Annotated in this window: 11 protein-coding genes and 2 pseudogenes; 4 read left to right on the top strand and 9 right to left on the bottom strand. The window is 65.4% G+C overall.

Annotated features, from left to right (window positions below; genetic code table 11):
• Both FMM79_RS06995 and FMM79_RS06990 read left to right on the top strand, forming a co-directional pair.
• Nucleotides 1-128, top strand: a pseudogene (locus FMM79_RS06995) (IS630 family transposase); the annotation flags it as partial.
• Nucleotides 129-252: 124 nt separating this feature from the next.
• A complete protein-coding gene (locus FMM79_RS06990) occupies nt 253-1284 on the top strand; it encodes a LacI family DNA-binding transcriptional regulator (RefSeq protein WP_148626785.1) in 1032 nt (343 codons plus the stop codon).
• Between the two features lie 339 nt (nt 1285-1623).
• On the opposite strand, the pseudogene FMM79_RS06985 reads toward FMM79_RS06990, so the two are convergent.
• Nucleotides 1624-3005 (bottom strand): annotated as a pseudogene (locus FMM79_RS06985) (amidase).
• Between the two features lie 750 nt (nt 3006-3755).
• Between FMM79_RS06985 and FMM79_RS06980 the strand changes: the two are divergent.
• The gene (locus FMM79_RS06980; protein WP_240339027.1) at nt 3756-4574 is read left to right on the top strand and encodes an alpha/beta fold hydrolase; all 819 of its coding nucleotides are present in this window, start codon (nt 3756-3758) and stop codon (nt 4572-4574) included.
• 10 nt (nt 4575-4584) lie between these two features.
• On the opposite strand, the gene fabI is transcribed toward FMM79_RS06980, so the two are convergent.
• The 6 genes from fabI to FMM79_RS06950 all read right to left on the bottom strand — a co-directional run bounded on the left by fabI (nt 4585) and on the right by FMM79_RS06950 (nt 14735).
• The gene (gene fabI, locus FMM79_RS06975) at nt 4585-5358 is read right to left on the bottom strand and encodes an enoyl-ACP reductase FabI (protein ID WP_148626783.1); all 774 of its coding nucleotides are present in this window, start codon (nt 5356-5358) and stop codon (nt 4585-4587) included.
• Nucleotides 5355-6545, bottom strand: a complete 1191-nt coding sequence (locus FMM79_RS06970; RefSeq protein WP_148626782.1) for an acetate/propionate family kinase — start codon at nt 6543-6545, stop codon at nt 5355-5357. The genes fabI and FMM79_RS06970 overlap by 4 nt, the downstream gene beginning before the upstream one ends.
• Nucleotides 6542-7954: a bifunctional enoyl-CoA hydratase/phosphate acetyltransferase gene (locus FMM79_RS06965; RefSeq protein WP_148626781.1), complete on the bottom strand. Its 1413-nt coding sequence runs from the start codon at nt 7952-7954 to the stop codon at nt 6542-6544. Before FMM79_RS06965 ends, FMM79_RS06970 begins: the two co-directional genes overlap by 4 nt.
• A 13-nt stretch (nt 7955-7967) precedes the next feature.
• Nucleotides 7968-9749: an alpha/beta hydrolase gene (locus tag FMM79_RS06960; protein ID WP_148626780.1), complete on the bottom strand. Its 1782-nt coding sequence runs from the start codon at nt 9747-9749 to the stop codon at nt 7968-7970.
• Between the two features lie 209 nt (nt 9750-9958).
• Complete coding sequence (locus FMM79_RS06955; protein ID WP_148626779.1) at nt 9959-11950, bottom strand: tetratricopeptide repeat-containing sulfotransferase family protein; 1992 nt, start codon at nt 11948-11950, stop codon at nt 9959-9961.
• Nucleotides 11951-12059: 109 nt separating this feature from the next.
• Nucleotides 12060-14735 carry a TonB-dependent receptor gene (locus FMM79_RS06950; protein WP_148626778.1) on the bottom strand — a complete coding sequence of 892 codons (2676 nt, stop codon included), beginning with the start codon at nt 14733-14735 and terminating at the stop codon, nt 12060-12062.
• Between the two features lie 423 nt (nt 14736-15158).
• Between FMM79_RS06950 and FMM79_RS06945 the strand changes: the two genes are divergently transcribed.
• Complete coding sequence (locus FMM79_RS06945; protein ID WP_240339026.1) at nt 15159-16682, top strand: BCCT family transporter; 1524 nt, start codon at nt 15159-15161, stop codon at nt 16680-16682.
• A gap of 9 nt (nt 16683-16691) precedes the next feature.
• Here FMM79_RS06945 and FMM79_RS06940 read toward each other — a convergent pair whose 3' ends face one another.
• Both FMM79_RS06940 and FMM79_RS06935 read right to left on the bottom strand, forming a co-directional pair.
• The gene (locus tag FMM79_RS06940) at nt 16692-17387 is read right to left on the bottom strand and encodes a trehalase-like domain-containing protein (RefSeq protein WP_148626776.1); all 696 of its coding nucleotides are present in this window, start codon (nt 17385-17387) and stop codon (nt 16692-16694) included.
• Nucleotides 17388-17540: 153 nt separating this feature from the next.
• Nucleotides 17541-20225, bottom strand: a complete 2685-nt coding sequence (locus tag FMM79_RS06935; RefSeq protein WP_148626775.1) for an HAD-IC family P-type ATPase — start codon at nt 20223-20225, stop codon at nt 17541-17543.
• Nucleotides 20226-20308 lie beyond the last annotated feature (83 nt).

Genomic DNA, 20308 nt, shown 5'->3' with positions numbered 1-20308 from the left:
AGGCAGCCATCAACCGCTTCATCAAAGAGCACAACGAGGATCCGCGTCCCTTCGTCTGGAAAGCCGACCCCCACGACATCATCGCCGCTGTCAGGCGCGGGCACCAAACGTTGGAATCAATCCACTAGGATTCCTTTTCAAGGACCGGCAAGTGGGGCTTTGGGAAAGAGGAAGGTTACCATCCTCAAAGGTTGCAGGTGCCGGGTGTGAATCACTTGTGTGCGATCCGTCGCAACTGTAACGATTACAGTAATGGCAAATATCAAGGACATTGCCCGCGTCGCGGGCGTTTCGGTAGCGACCGTTTCGCGCGCGCTGAGCACGCCTTCGATGGTGCGGCCGACTACGATCAAGAGGATCGAGGCCGCCATTGCCGACCTCAACTACCATCCCAATCACATGGCGGCGGGGCTTCGCCGCCAGCGCAGCGATAATGTCCTGGTTGTCGTCCCCAGCATCTACAATCCGTTCACCTCTGCCTTCGTCGAGGGTATCGAGAACGTCGCGCGCACGAGCCGCATGCGCGTGCTCCTAGGCATCACCGAGGGCGACCGCGATGCCCTCAACACCTATACCGCGATGATCGCGGGCAAGCAGGCCGACGGGATGATCCTGCTGGAAAGCAACCTGCCCGACATCGTCGTCAATCCGCCCGCCAAGGGCGCGCTGCCGCCGATCGTGTTTGCCTGCGAATATCCGCTCGACCTCACCTTGCCGCGCGTGAAGATCGACAACCACGAGGCAAGCGCGTTGGTGGTCGGCCATCTTGCCGGACTTGGCCACAGGAGGATCGCCGCGGTGACCGGGCCGATCCACCTGTTCATATCGCAGGACCGCCTGGCGGGGTATCGCCTGGGGCTTGCCCGTGCGGGGATCGAGTTCGATCCGCAGCTCGTGCACGAGGGCGACTTCACGTTGCAGTCCGGCTATGACGCCATGGTCCGCCTGCTCGATGCAGGAACAGCCTTCACGGCGGTCGCGTGCTCCAACGACGAGATGGCGCTCGGCGCGATGAGCGCGCTGCGAGCCTGCGGGCTGTCGGTTCCCGATGATGTCTCGGTGGTCGGATTCGATGACCTGCGCTTCGGGGCCTACGCCAGTCCGCCGCTTACCACCGTACACAGCCCCACAGTGCAGATCGGTGAGACCGCGATGCGTCTCATGCTCGATGCCCTTCTACCCGCCGACCGCCAACCGCCCGCGCGTGAAGTTATTCTGCCCCACCGTCTAATTGTCCGGGAATCGACCGCGCCGGTTCCGGCCCGGGCTGTTGTGGGCACCTGATCCGCCTCTATCCTTGTCCAATCGACGCTGCCGCCGAAAGAAGCCCCAGCCCGGCGATGGGACCGGGGCTTCTCCGCGACCCGAGGGCCTGGTGGAGCGGTGCTCTTGTTATGGGCTCCGCCTCGGGTGAATGCGATGAGGGCGCGCAGTGGGAGACATCCCGGCTGGCCGAAAAACGGCAAAAAAGACGGCGGCCACGCCGAGGATACGTAGGAGAGAGAGCGTAGCCGCCGTCGAAGGGTGGCCATATCGCAGCGGACTTCGCTGGGGCACGGCCAGGGTGTTCGAAAAGGTGCAACGAGGTATCGGGAAAAGGAGCATAAGGGCCGGCATGGCGGACTAGGCTCGGGCGAGGGCTGCGTGCGGGTGGGCGCGCGACCTGGTTGCCTGTTCGTAGGAATGTGCGGCGCGCAGGAGACGGGCCTCGCTGTGTGGCGGACCGATCAATTGGAGCGCTAGGGGCAGGCGCCGGGTGTCGAACCCCATCGGGGTGACCAGCGCGGGAAAGCCAAGCAACGACGTGGGCCGGGTCAGTTCCGAAATCTCCCCGATGAGCTGCTGGCGGCTGTCCGGCCCGAGGATCTCCACGTCGCGGGCAAGCGGCACAGACATACGTGTCGCCGGGGTCAGGAGCAGGTCGACGTTGGCAAACGGGCCGTCGCGCATCGCCACTTGCGCCCAGTGGCGCAGGGCGAGCGCACCGCCGTAGTCGCTTTCGCTGATGGCTGAGCCCCGCGCGAGGCGGGCGCGCACGTCCTCGCCGAAGTCGCCGGGGCGCAGGGCCAGGTCGCGGGCGCGGACGCGCGCGCTTTCGTAGAGGGCGATTGTACCGGCCGCGCGGGCCATGGCTGACTGGTCGGGCACGGCGACATCGACCAGCGTTGCGCCCAGTGCGCGCATCTGGGCAGCGGCGCCTTCAAGCGCGTAATCGATCTCGGGATGGATGCCGTCGTTGTACCAGGTGGTGGGAAGGCCGATGCGAAGCCCGCAAAGATCCTCGCCGATCCCGGCCATGTAATCGCGGCCATTCGCGGCGAGGACCGTCATCAACAGCGCCAGACTGCGCGAGGAAGTGGCAATGGGAGCCGCCGTGTCGCAGGTGCGCGAGAGTTCCATCATCGCATACGTGGGCAGGAGGCCGGTGGTGGGCTTGAGGCCGCTTACGCCGCAGGAACCCGCGCGGACCCTCCCGTATCCGATCCCAGCGAGGCGGTAAGAATGCCCGCGCCGACCGCTGCAGCCGAGCCCGAGGACGAGCCGCCCGATATGGCGCGGGGGTGCCGGGGATTGCCGCAGCGTCCCAGGTGGACGTTGTGTCCGGTGGGGCCCAGCGCGAACTCGGCCATATGAAGGCGGCCAAGAGTAATCGCGCCTGCCCCTTCGAGCCGGGCAATGAGCGGGGAGGTTTCCTCTGGCCGAAAGCCGCGCCACAGGGCTGCCCCCGCCTCTGTCGGAAGGTCTTGGCGGAAGAACATGTCCTTGTGGGCGAGGGGGACGCCGTGAAGGGGGCCGCGCAGCGAGCCGGCCTGGCGTTCCCGGTCGCACTGGCGCGCCCGGGCCAGTGCGCTTTCGGCCTCGATCTCGACAAAGACGTTAAGATCGCGTGTGCCTTCGGCCCGGGCGAGCGTGGTGCGCACCGCGTCCTCGCTCGAGACGGTGCCATCGGCAATGGCGCGGGCAAGGGCGCACAGATCGTTGGGAAGATCCGGCAGTTCAACCATCGTGGCACACTCCGTCAGGGCGGGGCGCCGGCGGGGCCGGGCTCCGGACGAGAAATGGGAAAGGGGCGATGCAGCCGTTGGGAGGAGGAGAGAGAGGACTGCATCGCCCCTGTCACGTGTAGCGGGTGACGGGCAGGCCCCGAACGTCGACAGGAAGGGACATTACCGTCGTCGTTCCGCGTGGGTGGCGTGCATCGCGGGCGACTTGCGGATGGTCGCAATGGGTGTGCCCTTGGATGTGACCCGTACACGTGATTTCATCGGACATGACCCCTGTTTCTGGGTTGAATGTCTAATCTGTGCGTTTCGTTTTCATGAGAATGCGCGATTCGTTCCGGATTGCAAGCGACGTTCGCGAAGGTGTGGTCGGCTGTGTCGTAGTCCGCTGATAATGTTACGGTTTAGCGCAATAATTATGCATATTTGTCCGCCTGTCGGATCATTGCAGTGCGGCATGGAGCGTGATTGGGCGAAACGTAGAGGCGAGATACCCCAAGGGCTTGGCATCCGGATGACGCGCATGCTGCGCTGCGAACACGCTCCATTCCTGCGCTCGAAGCGCCATGCCTTATACTTTCGGCCAATTGTGGCGCCAATGTAATCGATCTCGCGCTTGAGGGACGAGTCGGCCGTCTGCTCGCACGGTGGAGCATGCTGCGGGCAAGGCGTGCCGCGCGCAGGTGGGCGTGCGATGTCCGTCCTAAGGCAAGAGGCGCGGCCACCGGTCCGTTCGCAAGAGGAGATGCACGAGTGAAGCGCTGGTCGCGACGCGGTTACACCGAAGGCCCCTACGGGCAGATCCACTACCGCCACGAAGGAGCTGTTACCCAGATCCGCGGGGCAATTGTCTTGTTGCACCAGGCGCCGATGACCTCGGCCCAATACGACAACGTGCTGCGTCCACTGGCCGCCCAGGGTTTCCATGCCATCGCCATCGACATGCCCGGGTTCGGCATGTCCGATCCCGTCCCGGGCGTGCCTCGGGTGGAGGACTGGGCCGCCGTTGTGCCGTCGGTTCTCGACGCGCTAGGCTATCCCGATGCGGTGGTGCTGGGCCACCATACCGGCGCAATGGTAGCGACCGAGGTGGGTATCCAGTTCCCGGACCGCGTGCGAGCGGTAATCCTGAATGGCCCGATGCCGGTTAGCGAGCAGGAACGCACCGAGTTCATGGAGGGTCTGCACCAGACCGAGCGCACCATCACGGCGACCGACGATGGCACGCAGTTCAACATGGTGCATGCGGCCCGTACGGGCCTTGCCAAGGGCACGGTTACGCTGGCACGCATCAGTGAATACGTCGTCCAGGCCTTCGAGGGGCAGGGCGCCTATTGGCACGGGCACCACGCGGCCTTCCAGTACCGGCACGACGAAAAGCTGCGCAGGCTCGAGCGCCCCGCGCTCATCCTTACCAATACCGGCGATGTGATCTACGAGCACGCGCTCGCCGCCCATGCGATCCGGCCGGACTTTGCCTTCGCGGCGCTGGAGGGGGGCGGTGTCGACGTCGTCGACCAGATGCCCGAAGACTGGGTGGAGGCGGTGACGCGCTACGTTTCAGGCCTCTGAGGCCGCGGCCCTAGCCCATGATGTGTTCGCCTGCATCCACCGGGATCACGGTTCCGGTGATGCGGCGCGCGGCGGAACTCGCGAGGAAGGCGGCGAGTGCGCCGACATCGTAGATATCGACGCGCTCGTGGACCGGCACGCTGGCGGCCGTGCGTTCGAGCAGTTCATCGAAGCGTGCGATGCCGCTGGCCGCGCGTGTTGCAATGGGGCCGGGCGAGATGGCGTGGACGCGAATGCCTGAGGGGCCCAGTTCGGCGGCGAGATAGCGGCTGGTACTTTCGAGCGCGGCCTTGACCGGGCCCATCAGGTTGTAGTGCTCGACGACCCGCTCCGATCCATAGAACGTCACGCACATCAGGCAGCCACCGTCCGCCATCAGCGGCTCTGCGAGCCTGGCCATGCGGATGAACGAGTGGCACGAAACATCCATGGCAAGTGCGAAGCCTTCGGCCGAGCAGTCGGTCACGCGCCCGTGCAGGTCCTCGCGCGGGGCAAAGGCGATGGAGTGGAGCAGGAAGTCAAGCCCGCCCCAGCGCGTCTTCACCTCTTCGAACAGATCTTCCAGCTGGCCCGGCTCGCGCACGTCAAGGGGGGCGATCCACTCGCAGCCCATCGCATCGGCGACCGGCTCCACGAAGGGGCGGGCCTTCTCGTTTAGATACGTTGCCGCAAGGCGCGCGCCGGCGTGCGCGAAGGCGCGTGTGCAGCCTGCTGCGATGGAGTTCTCGTTGGCGATCCCGATGACGAGGCCGCGCTTTCCAGCAAGGTCGACAAGTGGCTTCATGGCAGGTCTCCACAGAGAATGCGAAGGGTGTGGAGCGCGATCATGCGCTCCTCGTCGGTGGGTATGACGCGCACGGCAATGCGGCTTTCCGGCGCGGAGATGACTGGAGCGTGGGCGGCGTTGGCCTCTTCATCGAGGATGACGCCAAGCCAGGCGAGGCGGGCGCAGATATCGGTGCGCAGGTCCGCGTCGTTCTCGCCGATCCCTGCGGTGAAGACGAGACCGTCGAGACCTTGGAGCGAGGCGGTGAGCGCACCGATCTCGCGCGCCGCACGGTAGGCGAAGAGTTCGATCGCCTCGCGTGCGGCGTGCTCGTGGCTTGCGGCAAGTTCGCGCATGTCGCTGGAGATGCCTGACACGCCGAGTAATCCCGACTGGCGGTAGAGCATCGCCTCAACCGCCTCGGCGCTGTAGCCCATTTGACTTTGGAGGTGCAGGATAACGCCGGGATCAAGCCGCCCGCAGCGTGTACCCATCATCAATCCGTCGAGCGCGGTAAAGCCCATCGTGGTATCGATGCTGCACCCCTTGGCCATCGCGCACAGGCTCGCCCCGTTGCCCAGGTGCGCAGCGATGACCTTGCCTTGCGCCAGCGCAGGGTCGAGCCGGTCGAGCGCACGCGCAATGTATTCGTACGAGAGGCCATGGAACCCGTAGCGCCGGATGCCTGCCTCGTGGAGGCTGCGGGGGATCGCCATGCGCGCGGCAACCTCGGGCTTGTCGTGGTGGAATGCGGTGTCGAAGCAGGCGACTTGTGGGAGATCGGGAGCAAGCCGCGTGAGGGTTCGAATCGCGACGAGGTTGTGCGGCTGGTGCAGCGGAGCGAGGGGGGAGAGTGCCTCCAGTTCGTCGAGCAGTTCGGATGTCACTTTCTGGGGCGTGACGAAGCGGGTACCTCCGTGAACCACGCGGTGGCCGATGGCGACGATGGCCCCGCTTGCGATGTGGCTCGTCGCCCAGTCGAACAGGAAGTCGAGCAGGTCCGCGTGGGTGAGGTGGGCCCCATCGGGCCAGTCCTTCTCAAGCAGCACCTCGCCCGCGTCGGTGGCAATGCGCAGGCTGGGCGCGATGCCGATCTTCTCGAACTTGCCGCCCGCCGAATGGACCGGATGGTTGCCTTCCTCAAGGCGGAAGACGCCGAACTTGATGCTCGAGGACCCCGAGTTCAGGCTGACGATGGCTTTCATTCGGCAAGTCCCGGTGCGGCCATGGTCTGTGCACGGGCCATCAGCACGGCGACCGCGCAGGAGGCAAGCCGGGTGCGCAGGCTGTCGGCCCGGCTGGTCAGGATCATCGGCACGCGCGCGCCCAGGACGACGCCCGCCGCGTCCGCATCGCTGAGGAAGGTGAGCTGCTTGGCCAGCATGTTGCCCGCCTCCAGATCGGGCACCATGAGGATGTCGGCCTTGCCCGCCACGGGCGAGATGATACCTTTCTCGCGCGCGGCGCTTTCGCTGACGGCGTTGTCGAAGGCGAGCGGTCCGTCGAGTAGGCCGCCGGTGATCTGGCCCCGGTCGGCCATCTTGCATAGGGCCGCGGCGTCGAGCGTTGCGGGCATGGCCGGATTCACCGTCTCCACCGCGGCCAGGATGGCGACGCGCGGGGTCTCCTTGCCGATCACGTTCGCGAGATCGATGGCGTTGCGGATGATGTCGGCCTTGCAGTCGAGGTCCGGCGCGATGTTGATGGCCGCATCGGTGATGATGATGGGCTCAGCGTGGCCGGGCACGTCCATGACATAAGCGTGGCTGATGCGTCGTTCGGTGCGAAGGCCGCCAGCACGGGCGACGACCGCGCCCATCAGTTCGTCGGTGTGAAGTGCGCCCTTCATCAGGAGCTGCGCCTCGCCCGCGTGGACAAGCTCGACCGCGCGCTGGGCGGACTGGTGGCTGTGGGCAGTCTCGACGATACGGAAAGGCGAGATGTCCTTGCCCGCCTGCTGGGCAGCCTCGGCAATACGCGCAGGTGGGCCGACGAGGATAGGGGCGATGAAACCCGCCTCGGCGGCTTCGCAGGCGGCGGTGATGGCGGTGGCCGAGCAGGGGTGGACAACGGCGGTGGAAACGTTCGCACCGCCCTTGGCGGCCTCGATCAGGCGCTGGTACTGGCTGTGGTCGGAAAGGCGAATGTCGGGTAGGGCGACGCGCGGACGCGCAACGCGCTCGGTCGGGGCGATGACGCTGGCCTCGCCGGTGATGACGGTCGTGCCCTCCTGGTTGGTGCAGGTGCAGTCGAGCTTGAGGCGCTTCTTGTCCTCGCGGCGTTCGGTGACGGTGACCGTGGCGGTAATCGTGTCGCCCAGCGCCACGGGTGCGGTAAAGCGCAGCGACTGGCCGAGGTAGATCGTGCCTGGCCCGGGCAGCTCGGTGCCAAGGACGGCCGAGATCAGGCCCGCCCCCCACATGCCGTGGGCGATCACCTTGTGGAACATGTCGTGCTCGGCATAGTCGATATCGACATGGGCCGGGTTCACGTCGCCCGAGACGAGGGCGAAGAGATGTATGTCGCGCTGGGTTAGCGTGCGGCTGACGCTGGCGCTGTCGCCCACGGCGATCTCGTCGAACGTGCGGTTGGTGATGGTCTGGTCGGTCGACATCGGGGCGTGGATCCTATTTCTCGAGCACATAGCGACCGGGCGCGTCGCACAAGGCGGGATAGCCCTTGTCCGCGTTGCCGAGCGGGGGCGGCGAGGTTGGCTCGCCCGAATGGGTATCGAGCCATGCCCCCCAGTCGAGCCACCAGGATCCGTCCTTGAGCGCGGCGCGCTCGCACCATTCCTCCGGTGCGAGATTGCCGTTGGGATGGGGGTGCGTGGCGATGCGGTAATGGCGATGCGGGTGGCACGGCTCGGAGACGATCCCGGCGTTATGTCCCCCGCTCGTCAGCACGAAGGTCACCGCTGTGTTGGTGAGAAGGTGGATCTTGTAGACCGAGCGCCAGGGCGCCACGTGGTCGCGCTCGGTGCCCACGGCGAAGACAGGAACGGCGATGTCCTCCATCGTCACAACATGGCCATCGACGCGAAAGCGCCCTTCGGCAAGATCGTCGTGGAGGAAGAGCTTGCGCAGGTACTCGCTGTGCATGGCGTAGGGCATGCGCGTGCCGTCCGCGTTCCAGGCCATGAGGTCGTTGATGTCGGCGCGCTCGCCCATCAGGTAGGTCTGGAGCATGTGCGACCAGATGAGGTCGTTCGAGCGCAGGATCTGGAAGGCCCCGCCCATCTGGTCGCTCTCCAGATAGCCCCGGCTCCACATCATGTTCTCCAGCACATGGAGCTGGCTCTCATCGATGAAGAGACCCAGTTCGCCGGGCTCGCTGAATTCGGTCTGCGCGGCCATCAGCGTGAGACTGGCGAGGCGTTCGTCCCCCTCGCGCGCCATGGCGGCGGCCGCGATGGAGAGCAGGGTGCCGCCAAGGCAGTAGCCTGCGCCGTGGATCTTCTCGGCTCCCGTGATGGCGCTGATGGCATCGAGCGCGGCTAACGGTCCGAGGCGCCGGTAGGCGTCCATGTCTAGGTCGCGGTCATGCCCATCGGGGTTGTGCCACGAGATCATGAACACGGTGTAGCCCCGCGCGCGCAGCCACTCGACCAGCGAGTTGTGCGTCGAAAGATCGAGGATGTAGTACTTCATGATCCAGGCGGGCACGATCAGCACTGGCTCGGGCCGGACGGTCTCGGTCGTGGGAGCGTACTGGATGAGTTCGATCAGGCGGTTGCGGTAGACGACCTTGCCGTCAGCGGCCGCGACGTCCTTGCCAACCTGAAATGCCTCGGTGCCGGCGGCCGGGCGCCCGGTGAGGTAACGGCGCATGTCCTCGAAGAAATAGTCGAGCCCGTCGACAAGGCACTTGCCCCCGGTTTCGGCGATGCGCTTCTGCAGGACCGGGTTGGTGGCGATGAAGTTGGTGGGGGCGAAAATGTCGAGGATCTGGCGCGCGGCGAAGGAAACCATGTCCTCGTGGTGTTTTGAGACACCGCCGATGCCGGTGGTCGCCGCTTCCCACCACTGCTGGTTGAGGAGGAAGGCCTGGGTCCACACGTTGTAGGGCGCCTGGTGCCATTCGGGGCCCTGGAAGCGGCGATCCTGCGGCAGTGGTTCGACCACGCGCGGGGTCTCGGGATCGCGAGTGGCGCGCGCGGTGTAGCCCATCAGGCGCAGCGCCTTACCCCCGGCCTTGGCGGCGAGCTGCATCTGCTTGCCGGGCGCGGAGGCAAGGTGGAGCGCCCAGTCGGTCGCGGCAAGGATCATGGTGGCGGGTGAGAGCCCGCTGGTCGCTTGCGCGATCGCGGCGGAGGCCGAGCGGTCGAGCGTCTGGGCGATGCCGTCCAGCGGCTCGCGCGGGGATGAGGGCGCGCCGGCCGATCCGGGCGTGGGGGCGGGAGAAGTCATCGTCAGGCTCCGCGTTGCCGGGTGCGTCACTTCGTCTTGAAGCAACGCGCGTTTCGCGGTGCAGAATGACTGTCCTATTGTTGCAGCGCAATGTCCTCGATCAAAGACAATCGAGTGTATCCTCCATTTCGCCGCAAATGCTCAGTGAGTTGCGCTGTCCTAAATATGGCTTACGCAACTGTTGCAGTGCTCGAAAAGCCGCGCCGGGATCAGCCTTCCAAGGCCTTGCGCAGCGGGTCGATCCAGTCGCCGTAGGGCTTCCACGCCCCGACGCCCGTGCGCGAGATGGGACGGCGGACCTGTTCGGAGCTGGCCGTGCGCACCGCGCGGTCGGTCTTGTGGAAGTCCAGGCAGGCCGGATCGAAGGGAACCCCGATATAGTCCAGCATACGGCGCACCTGGCCCTCCAGATCGTCGAGTACGTCTTCGTGCTGCACGCGCAGAACTCGGCCGGGCAGGACCTGGTCCCAGTGCTCCATCAGCGCCACGTAGTCGCGGTAGTAGCGGCCGATCTCGGTCAGGCCATAGGTGAACTCCTGCCCTTCGGCGAAGAGCTGCTTGAAGCCCGAGAAGCAGCAATCCATCGCATCGCGGCGGGCATCGATGATCTTTGCGTTGGGAAGGATCAGGTGGATGAGGCCGATGTGCCGGAAGTTGTTGGGCATCTTGTCGATGAACAGCGGCGCGCCCTGGCGGTGGATGCGGGTGTTCTCGATGTAGCTCTTGCCCAGTCCCTCCATTTGCTCGGCTGAAAGTTCGTGCAGGATCTGCGGGTAGCGCGGCGCGCTCGCCTTGCGGCCGCGCAGGCGGTGCGCGGTGGCAAGGATATCAGGTAGTTCCAGCGTGCCGTCGATCATCGGGTGCGAGGCGAGGATCTGTTCGAGCAGGGTCGAGCCCGCGCGCGGCAAGCCGAGAATGAAGATCGGGTCGGGCGCGCTGTGGCCCTTGCCCGCCTGACGCTCGAAAAGTTCGGGCGTGCAGGTTGCGATCTGGGCGGAGATCTCGTCGTGCATGCGGTCCGCGTCATAGCGGCTCTGGCGCAGCTTGAGTTCGTTGCCGTGGGCGTAGTGCGCGAAGGCTTCGGCGTGCAACCCTTCGTCCTCGGCAGCCTTGGCGGCGGCGAAAGTCAGGTGAACGCGGTCCATGAAGGCAAGATCGGGCTGGGCCAACAGGTCCTCCATGCGCGCGCGCTCGTCCTCTGAAAAGCGCCAGGTCTTGAGATTGGCGAGCGCGTACCAGGCATCGCCGTGCTCGGGCTTGGCGGCGATGGCTGCGCGGTAGGAGGCGACGGCCTCGTCCTGCGCGCCGGTGGTCTTGAGTGCGTGGCCCTTGCTGGTGAGCGTGGCGGGGTCTTGGGGCAGTTTTTCAAGCACCGCGTCGAACAGCGCGAAGGCGCGGGCATAGTCGCCGGTCTGCATGGCCTCGATGGCAAGATGCGAGGCGAAGACGGGGCTCTCGGGATCACGGGCGTGCAGGGCCTCGGCCTGCTCTAGCGCCTGTGCGAATTTCTGGCGCTTGCGCAGGACCTGGATGTAGTCGAGCCGCAACTGCACGGTGTCGGGAGAAAAAGTAACCGCACTTTCCAAAAGAAACTCAGCGTCATCAAGGATGCCCAGGCGGCTGGCGATTTCGGCCAGCAGGCGCATGCCCTCGATGTCGGTGCGGTGGGTCTGGAGGTAGGCCCGGCAGATCTCCTCGGCGCGCAGCAGGCGGCCTTCGTGGAGGTGGTTCGAGACGGCCAGAAGCTCGCGGGGGAGGGCGGCGATGCGCTCGGCCTGGGTGCGGGCCCGCGCGGCCTCGGCGCTGCGTCCAGTGCGAGCAAGAAGGGCGGCCTGCGCGCGCCAGCTGGCGTCGAGCACCGGGTTGTAGCGGGTCGCCCGGGCATAGGCGCGAAGGGCTCCCGGCACATCGCCCTGGTCGCGGGCGAGATGGCCGGCCTCCTGCCAGGCACGGCCATATTCGGGCTGCGCGGCGGACAGGGCTGAGAGATAGCGTTCAGCCTCGGCGAAGCACTTGAGATAACGGCACGCGACGGCGGCCATGTAAAGCCCTTCCGCACTCGGCTCCTCGGCGTCGAGAAGCGGCGCCAACACGCCCAGTGCAGGGGTGAACTGACCGCGCTGCAGGGCTTCGCAGGCCTCTTTCAGCACGGCGGTTTCATCGATGGAGGAGAGGGCGGGGTTGGGGTCACGCGATGCCATGGGAATGTCCTTGCCGCAAACGCCAAGCGGCAGGCAAGGCCCGATGCCCGCCTGCCGCCGGATTGTCCGATTCCCGGCGCCTTCACGCAGAAGGCGCCGGGAGATGCGATCAGTAGTGCCAGCCGACGCGTACACCGACCGTCAGCGGGCGGTTGGTGTTGATGCGCGGGGCATCGTAGTAGAAGTTGCCCGAGATCTGGGCACGCTTGTCGGTCAGGTTCTCGCCGAAGACCTCGACCGACCAGTCGTCCTTCTTGACGCCCGCAGTCATCGAGAAGGTGGTGTAGCTGTCGAGCTTCAGGCGGTTGATGTTGATGATGTCGGTATACTTCGAACCCGAATGCACCATTTGCGGCATGACATGGGCTACAAGGCCCGTGTCGCCCAGATCCCACTCGTAGCGCACGCGCAGGTTGCCCTGGAAGGAAGGCGCGTAGGCCAGCGAGTTGCCCTTGGTGACATCGTCGGTCGGGGTCAGCACCTCGGTGATCTTGGTGTCGAGCACCGAGAAGGCACCGGCCAGCGTCAGGCCCGGCACCGCGTAGGGAGCGAAGGTGAAGTCACCCTCGACGCCCAGGATGCGCGCATCTGCCGCGTTGTCCGAGAAGAACAGGTTGACGATCGAGGTGTCGAAAATCGTGGTCTGCAGGTTCGAGATGTCGACGTAGAACGCGCTGCCGTTGAAGCGTAGCTGGCGGTCGAACAGCTCGGTCTTCCAGCCTATCTCGTAGTTGTTGACCTCGTCGGTCTGCAGCTCGAAGGGCACCATGTAGCCCGACGGGCTGACCGCGCCGCCCGGACGGTTGAGCAGGCCCGGACGGAAGCCTTCCGAATACGTCGCGTAGAACATGACGTCTTCGGTGGGCGTGAAGGTCAGCGAGCCCTTGAAGATGACGCCTTCGGTCTTGGCCTTGTCGGGCGCCGAGAGGGCGTTGAAGACCTGCATGGCCTGGCTCTCGGTGAGCCCTGCATCCATGATATCCTGGACGCTGTCGCCCTGGTTGAAGGTCAGGCCCAGCGTGTCGCCGCATGAACCGATAAAGGTGAACTCGCCGTCCCCGTCGTAAAGGTCCGAGAGGTTGGTGCCAAAGGCATTCGCGTCGGTGCCGCCAGCGTTGCAGAACGAACTGTTCGCGGTACCCTTCAGGTCCACCGCCACGTTGTAATAGCGGGCGCCCAGCGTGACGCTGAGAAGGTCCGGGACAAGGTCGTAGGAGGCCTCGCCGAAGATGCCGAACTGCTCATCCGAACGCTTGATGTCGTTGCGAAAGTTGGTGCCGTTGGGGAACGGACCTGGATCGCTCTGCCAGGCACCCGGGAACGGGAAGTTCTCGGGGAAGCCGGTTTCGCCCCACAGGTCGACGTACTGGCTGCCTGGATAGATGAAGTCGTTGCGCTCTTCGAGGGTCAGCTTCGAGTAGAAGCCCCCCGCAGTGACGCGCCAGCGGTTCTCGGCCGGGGTGCTCACGCGCAGTTCCTGGGTGAACTGCTTGGTCTTGCTGTCCGAGGTAACGTAGAGGTTGGGCGCCTGGCAGGTGCCCATCGGACCGTCAGCGCCGGGGTAGGAAACCGAGCCGTCGCAGATGTAGTAGGGCAGGTACTGGCCGACGTAGAGGTAGTCGGAATAGTCGACCTGCTGCGAGGTCTCGCGGTCGGTGAATGCGCCGGTGTAGACGAGGTCGAGCATGCCCAGGCGGCCCTCGACGGTCCAGGCGGTGTTCGAGAAGTTGTCTTCCAGGCGATCGGGCTGGAAGCGCTGCACTTCGAGGTCACCCAGACCCAGCTCCGGATCGGCGAAAAACACGCCGTCGGAATCGAGACCCTGGCGCGCATGGCTGACGGTGATCTGCCAGTCGGGCGCCACTTCCCAGAGAGCTGAGACGCGGAAACCGGTGTAAGTGGTGTCGTTGAAGTTGTCTTCAACGAGGTTGGTGTTGTCGGCCTCGATGAAGTTGACGTTCGAGAGGTCGGCACCGGCCTGCAGGCCCGCGCGGTTCGCGCCCACGGGCACGCCGTTGTAGCGCGGCGCGCCTTCCTCGCGGAAGCGGGCGCTGTCGGCGACCGAACGGGAGCCCTTCACGTTGTCGATGTATCCGCCCTGATCGTCCATGTAGACGACGCCGCGCACGGCAAGCGTGTTAGTCACGGGTACATTGAGCATGAGCTCGGCGTTATAACTGGGCTCCCCGTTCTTGGTCCACGAGACGCCGCCCTTGGCAGCTGCATCGAAGCCCAGGAGGTCGGGCTTGTTGGTGATGAGGCGCACGACGCCTGCCTGCGAGCTGGCGCCGAAGAGCGTACCCTGCGGGCCTGCGAGAACTTCGATGCGCTCAAGGTCGGCGGCGTAGACGTCGAGATTGCGGCCCGGCTGCGCGAGCGGCTGTTCGTCGAGGTACATCGCGACGTTGGGGGCAAGGCCCGCCACGCCTGCGGTGGCGAGGTTGGGCGTCGTCGAGGCAAGGCCACGAATGTAGATCGTGCTCTGGCCCGGGCCGCCGCCGCCTGCCGTGACGTTGGGAAGCTGCTCGAGGTAGTCGTCGAAGGTCTGCACTCCGAGGTTTTCGAGTTCCTCGGTGCCCAGTGCATTGACCGAGACTGCGACGTCCTGAAGGCTTTCGGTGCGCTTGGTAGCGGTCACCACGATTTCGGTGAGACCACCCTTGCGCTGCTGGGCGGGTGCGGCCTGAGTGCTGGTCGGCTGGGCCGGAGTATTCTGGGCTGCGACCGGGCTGGCGATAGCGATTGCTAGCGCGCCAACCGACGCGCCGGTGCAATGCTTGAACATGTATGTTCCCCTGTTGTTGATCGGAACGTTCGCGACGGGGCAGCGCGTGGGAGACAGCGCTGCCGGGTGGGACAAGATGCCGGGAGGTGGCATGCAAGGAAATGAGACCTTGGTGTCCCGCACAGGCCAGCTATCCAATCAACGTCTACATGCCAACCCTTGCGCTTGAGAAAAGTCACATGTTCTCAGCAGTTGTTGCATAATCACCACACGGCCTGTAGACAGGTGGCGAGGCGGCTTGAGGATATGATAAATTCAATTCGACAACGCGAATTTTGATATGATATTCAATTCGCTATTGTGATTATTATTTACTCTATTTTTTAGAGGCTAAGTAAAACTTATTTCAGCGTTGGGGGTGTCGTCCGGGTGGCAAGTCAAGGCAGCAATGTATCCAATCCGATTGCGGATTTTAAACCGAGTGTGTTCTTTGGTGCAATTGCGGCCATCGGCGCGCTTATAGTCTTCGCGCTCTACGATACGGATGTCGCAACGGCCCGTTTCGAGGCTATCCAGGCTTTTGCGACGCACAATTTCGGCTGGCTTTTCGTGGCGACGGCCAATGTCATGCTGGTCGCAAGCGGGTTTCTCGCGATATCGCGGGTCGGGCAAGTCCGCCTTGGCGGAGCGGATGCGAAGCCGACCTACAGCGCGACCAGCTGGTTTGCGATGCTGTTCAGTGCGGGCATGGGGATCGGGCTCCTGTTTTACGGCGTGGCCGAGCCGATCATGCACTTCTCCAACCCGCCGATTTCCTCGTTCTCCGATCCTGGTGCCACGCTGCCCCAGGGCCTCGCGCGCAATGCGCAGCATGCCATGGGGCTCACCTACCTGCACTGGGGTCTGCATGCCTGGTCGATCTACGCGATCATCGGCCTGGGCCTCGCCTACATTGCCTACAACCGCAAGCTGCCGCTCAACCTGGGAACCTTCCTGCGCGCAGCATTTCCGCGCATACCGACGCCGGTCGTCGATCTGGTCGACATCATGGCGATCACCGCGACCGTTTGCGGGGTGGCGGCCTCGTTGGGCTTCGGGGCCTCGCAGATCAATGCCGGGCTTACCCTCCTTTTCGGCGCGCCCGAGGGGGGAGTGGTCCGGGCCATCATCATTGTCGTCGTGACCGCGCTGGCCACGCTATCCGTCGCGATGGGTCTCGATGCGGGGATCAAGCGCCTGTCCGAGCTCAACATGGGGCTGGCGCTGCTCCTGGCGCTCTTCGTCTTCGTGGTCGGCCCGACGGTCTACCTGCTTGACAGTTTCATCCAGAACCTGGGCTACTACTTCCAGCGTTTCATCTATCTCTCGACCTGGACCGAGAGCTATACCGACGAGGACTGGCAGAGCAGCTGGACGATGTTCTACTATGCCTGGTGGGTGAGCTGGTCGCCCTTCGTGGGCATCTTCATTGCGCGCATTTCCTATGGCCGCACGGTGCGCGAATTCATTTCCGGCGTGCTTATCGTTCCCAGCCTCGTCACGTTCGCCTGGCTGACCATCTTTGGCGATACCGCGCTTCACATTGAGCTGTTCGGAGCCGGGGGGCTGTCCGAGGCGGTCAACGCCTCGATGCCCGATGCGCTCTTCGCCTTCCTTGCCAACTTTCCCCTGAGCGGGATCGTGTCGGGGCTGGCCGTCGTCATCGTGACCACCTTCTTCGTGACATCGGCAGATTCGGGCGCGCTGGTGACAGCGATGATCGCTTCGGGCGGACATCACGAGGCTGGTTTCGTTCCGCGCGTGACCTGGGCGATTTCGATCGGTGCTCTTGCCGGGGCGCTGCTTTATGGCGGGGGTCTGCAGGCGCTGCAGACGGCGGCCATCGTGACGGGCCTGCCTTTCGCCGTAGTGCTGCTGTTCATGTGCTTTGGGTTGATCAAGATGCTCCTCGCCCGGGCCCCTGCCGAAGGCGAAGCCGCGCGCGAACAAGCCCTCGCGGCCGAGTAAGCCTGGTACTCAGGCCTGGGGCGAGCCTGCACCTTGGGCGGGAGCGCCCTCGGCGCGCCAGAAGGCGTCGCATTGCGCCAGCGCCTTGCGGGCCGCCGAGACGCTGCGGACCTGCTCGGCCTGGGGTCCTGCATCGCAGGACAGTGCCAAGTGTGCCTGTTCTCCGGCCTTCAGCGTGAAGGGCATGGCAAGGCGGCTCCCGCTCACCGCGATGTCGAGCGCCCCTTCAAGGCGCAGCGTGATCTCGCCCAGCGGCACCGACCACAGGTTCGCGGCGAGTTGCTCAGGCGCGCGCGCCTGCCCATCGAGGTTGAGGATGAGGCGACCCGCCATGGTGCCGCGTGTGCAGGTCAGGAAGCGCACGATGCGTGCGCCGTCCCGGATACCGTCGCCTGCGTCGTCTTCCGTGCCGGGGGCGGGCAGGGCGACGGGCATGAAGTCGGTCAGCTTGAGGGCGCCGGTGGGTCCTGCGAAATAGGTATCGAGAATAGTCGTGCCCGCGCGGTAACTTTGCGCAAGCGGCTGCGCATCCTCGAGGTGAATCGCCGAAACGCCGCCCGGGCGCATGTCTTGGGCGTGGAGCGGGGCCGCCGCGCCCGGCACGTGCCAAGTCAGCCGAGTGATTGTGCCGGTCCGGTCGACAAGGGCGCTCGAGCGCGTGTCGCCGATCATGCCGTGTTCGCCAAGCGCCGTGTGCACTGCCACTGCCCTCCCTCTCGTGTCGCGTATCTGGAGCCCTGCGCGTAAAATCGCGCATCAACTGGAACGCACGGGCATGCGCTACGATCCAGAAGGACACAGATTTTCATTCCGCGCAACCCGTGAACGATCTGCAAGCCGTGCTGGCTAGGGCGTAGGTTAGTCGAGTTCGGCAAACCAGCCAAGGCGTCGGACCAGCACTTTCTCCAGTTCCAGGACGATGAAGATCACGGCGCCAATCGCGATGATCGAGGCCCCTTGCGCGAAGCTGAGCGGGCGGGTTGCGAACACCGCCTGGAAGGGCGGGAGGTAGGTGAAGCACACTTGTGCGAGCGAAACCGTGCCCACCGCGACGAGCACCGCACGCGTGCCCAGGATCCCGCGCCAGCTGAGGGACTGGACGTGCATGTAGCGCACGTTGAAGAGGTAGAAGATCTCCGCGATCACTAGCATGTTGACGACCATCGTGCGGGTTGTCGCGATGTCCGTCCCCGTGCGCAGGGCAGAGAAGTAGACGCCCAGCAGAGCCACGGCGAAAAGCAGCGAGACAAGGCCCACGCGCCACACGATGAAGCCGGACAGCAAGGGACTGTCCTTGGCGCGCGGCGCACGCTCCATGATGCCCGGCTCGGAGGGTTCGAAGGCGAGCACGAGGCCCAGCGTGACCGAGGTGATGAGGTTGATCCACAGGATCTGCGTCGCTGTCATCGGCAGGGCAAGGTCGAGGATGATCGCCAATACGACGGCGATGATCTCGCCGCCGTTGGTGGGCAGTGTCCAGGCGATGACCTTGCGGATATTGTCATAGACGGTGCGGCCCTCGCGCACGGCCGCAACGATGGAGGCGAAGTTGTCGTCGAGAAGCACCATTTCCGAGGCTTCGCGCGCGGCCTGCGTGCCGCTGGCGCCCATGGCAGTGCCGACATCGGCCTGACGCAGCGAGGGCGCATCATTGACCCCGTCGCCAGTCATTGCGACGATCTGGCCGTGCGATTGCAGGGCGCGCATGATGCGCAGCTTGTGCTCGGGACTGGCGCGGGCGAAGACGGCGACTTCGGGCACCTCGCGGCGCAGTTCGTCATCGCTCATGGCCTCGATCTGCGCGCCGGTGAGCGCGCGCGGTTCCTCCTCGATCTCGAGCTGGCGGGCAATGGCCACGGCCGTTGCGGCATGGTCGCCGGTGATCATCTTGACCGCGATACCGGCGGAGCGGCATTCGCCGATGGCGATGCGGGCTTCCTCGCGTGGGGGGTCGACGAAGGCCATGAGACCCAGGATGCGCGCGCCCTGCAGGTCCTCGAAGCGCAGGCGCGTGGTGCCGGGCGCAAGCGTGATGGCCGCAAATGCCAGGATGCGCTCGCCTTGCGCGGCGGCCTGGCGGGTGATGCCGTGCCAGCGCTCGAAATCGGTGCCTGCCGCGCCCAGCGCGAGGACGGCCTCCGGCGCGCCCTTGACGAAGGCGATAGCCTCGCCCTCGGGGCTGCGCACCAGCGTAGCCATCAGGCGGTAGGCCGCATCGAAGGGGATTTCGTCCAAGCGGGCCCAGTGGGTGTGGATTTCGGCGGTGTCGAGACCGGCCTTGCCCGCCAGCGCGAGAAGCGCGCCTTCCATGGGATCGCCCACCACGCTCCAGGTATCATTTTCGTGGTGCAGGCGGGCATCGTTGCACAGCGCGCCGCAGTGCAGGATATTGCCCGGAGGGGTGGTCTCGGTGTTGCCATCTCTATCTCTCGGCTCGATCACGCCTTCCGGGGCATATCCGCTTCCCGAGACCTGCCACTCCCCCGAAGGCGTGAAGAGGCGGGTCACGGTCATCGCGTTGCGGGTGAGCGTGCCGGTCTTGTCGCTGCAGATGACCGATGTCGCGCCCAAGGTCTCGACGGCCGGGAGCTTGCGGATTACCGCCTTGCGCCGCGCCATGCGCTGGACGCCGATAGCCAGCGTGATGGTGATGACGGCGGGCAGGCCTTCCGGGATTGCGCCGACCGCCAGCGCGACAACGGCAATGAGGGCATCGACCCAGGGGTAGGAGCGGGCCGTCACCGAGAAGGCGAAGAGCGCCGCGCTGCCAATAAGGATGAGGAGCGTGAGGCGTGTGCCGAACTGGTCGATCTGCTTCAAGAGCGGGGTGACAAGGCGCGGCACCGACTGGAGAAGGGCGCCGATCTTGCCGATTTCCGTGGTGGCGCCGGTGGCAACGACGAGGCCCGTCGCCTGCCCGCGCACGACAAGCGTGCCCGAATAGGCCATCGACGTGCGCTCGGCCAGGGGCGCATCGGGATCGACGGCCTCCTCCTGCTTGTCGGCGGCGACCGATTCTCCGGTCAGGGCCGCTTCCTCTATCGAAAGCGCACGGGCGCGCACGATGCGAAGGTCGGCGGGCACCCGGTCGCCCGCTTCGACAAGGACCGTGTCGCCCGGCACCAGGGTGCCGGCAGGGACCGGCTGGCGGCGTCCGTCGCGCATGACATGGGCCTCTTCTCCGACAAGGTTCTCCATGCCCGCCAGCGCCTTCTCGGCCTTGCCCTCCTGGATCACGCCCACGAACGCGTTGATGAGGACAACGGCAAGGATGACACCGGCATCGATGGCGTGATCAAGCACGAAGGCCGCCGTCGCCGAAGCCAGCAGGAAATATATGAGCGCGTTGTTGAACTGCGCGGCAAAGCGCATGAGCGTATGCGGGGGCTTTACGCGCGGAAGAAGATTGGGTCCGTAGCGCTCCAGGCGGCTTGCGGCCTCGGCCCCGGAGAGCCCGGCGCGGCCCACTCCCAGATCGGCGGCGACAGTGTCGGGATCGAGGGCGTGCCAGCCCCGATCTTCGGGAATTTTCGCTTCGAGCAAGACCCTTGTCCCCCTGCGCGATGGCGTGCCCGGTCCGGGCGCGGGGCGAGCCTATCGCTCCCTCGGGCCTTGTGCAATGCAGC

The sequence above is a fragment of the Novosphingobium sp. BW1 genome (assembly GCF_008107685.1).
Lineage (GTDB): Bacteria > Pseudomonadota > Alphaproteobacteria > Sphingomonadales > Sphingomonadaceae > Novosphingobium.
The sequence above is the reverse complement of the archived record's forward strand: the minus strand, read 5'-3'. Positions and strand labels throughout refer to the sequence as shown.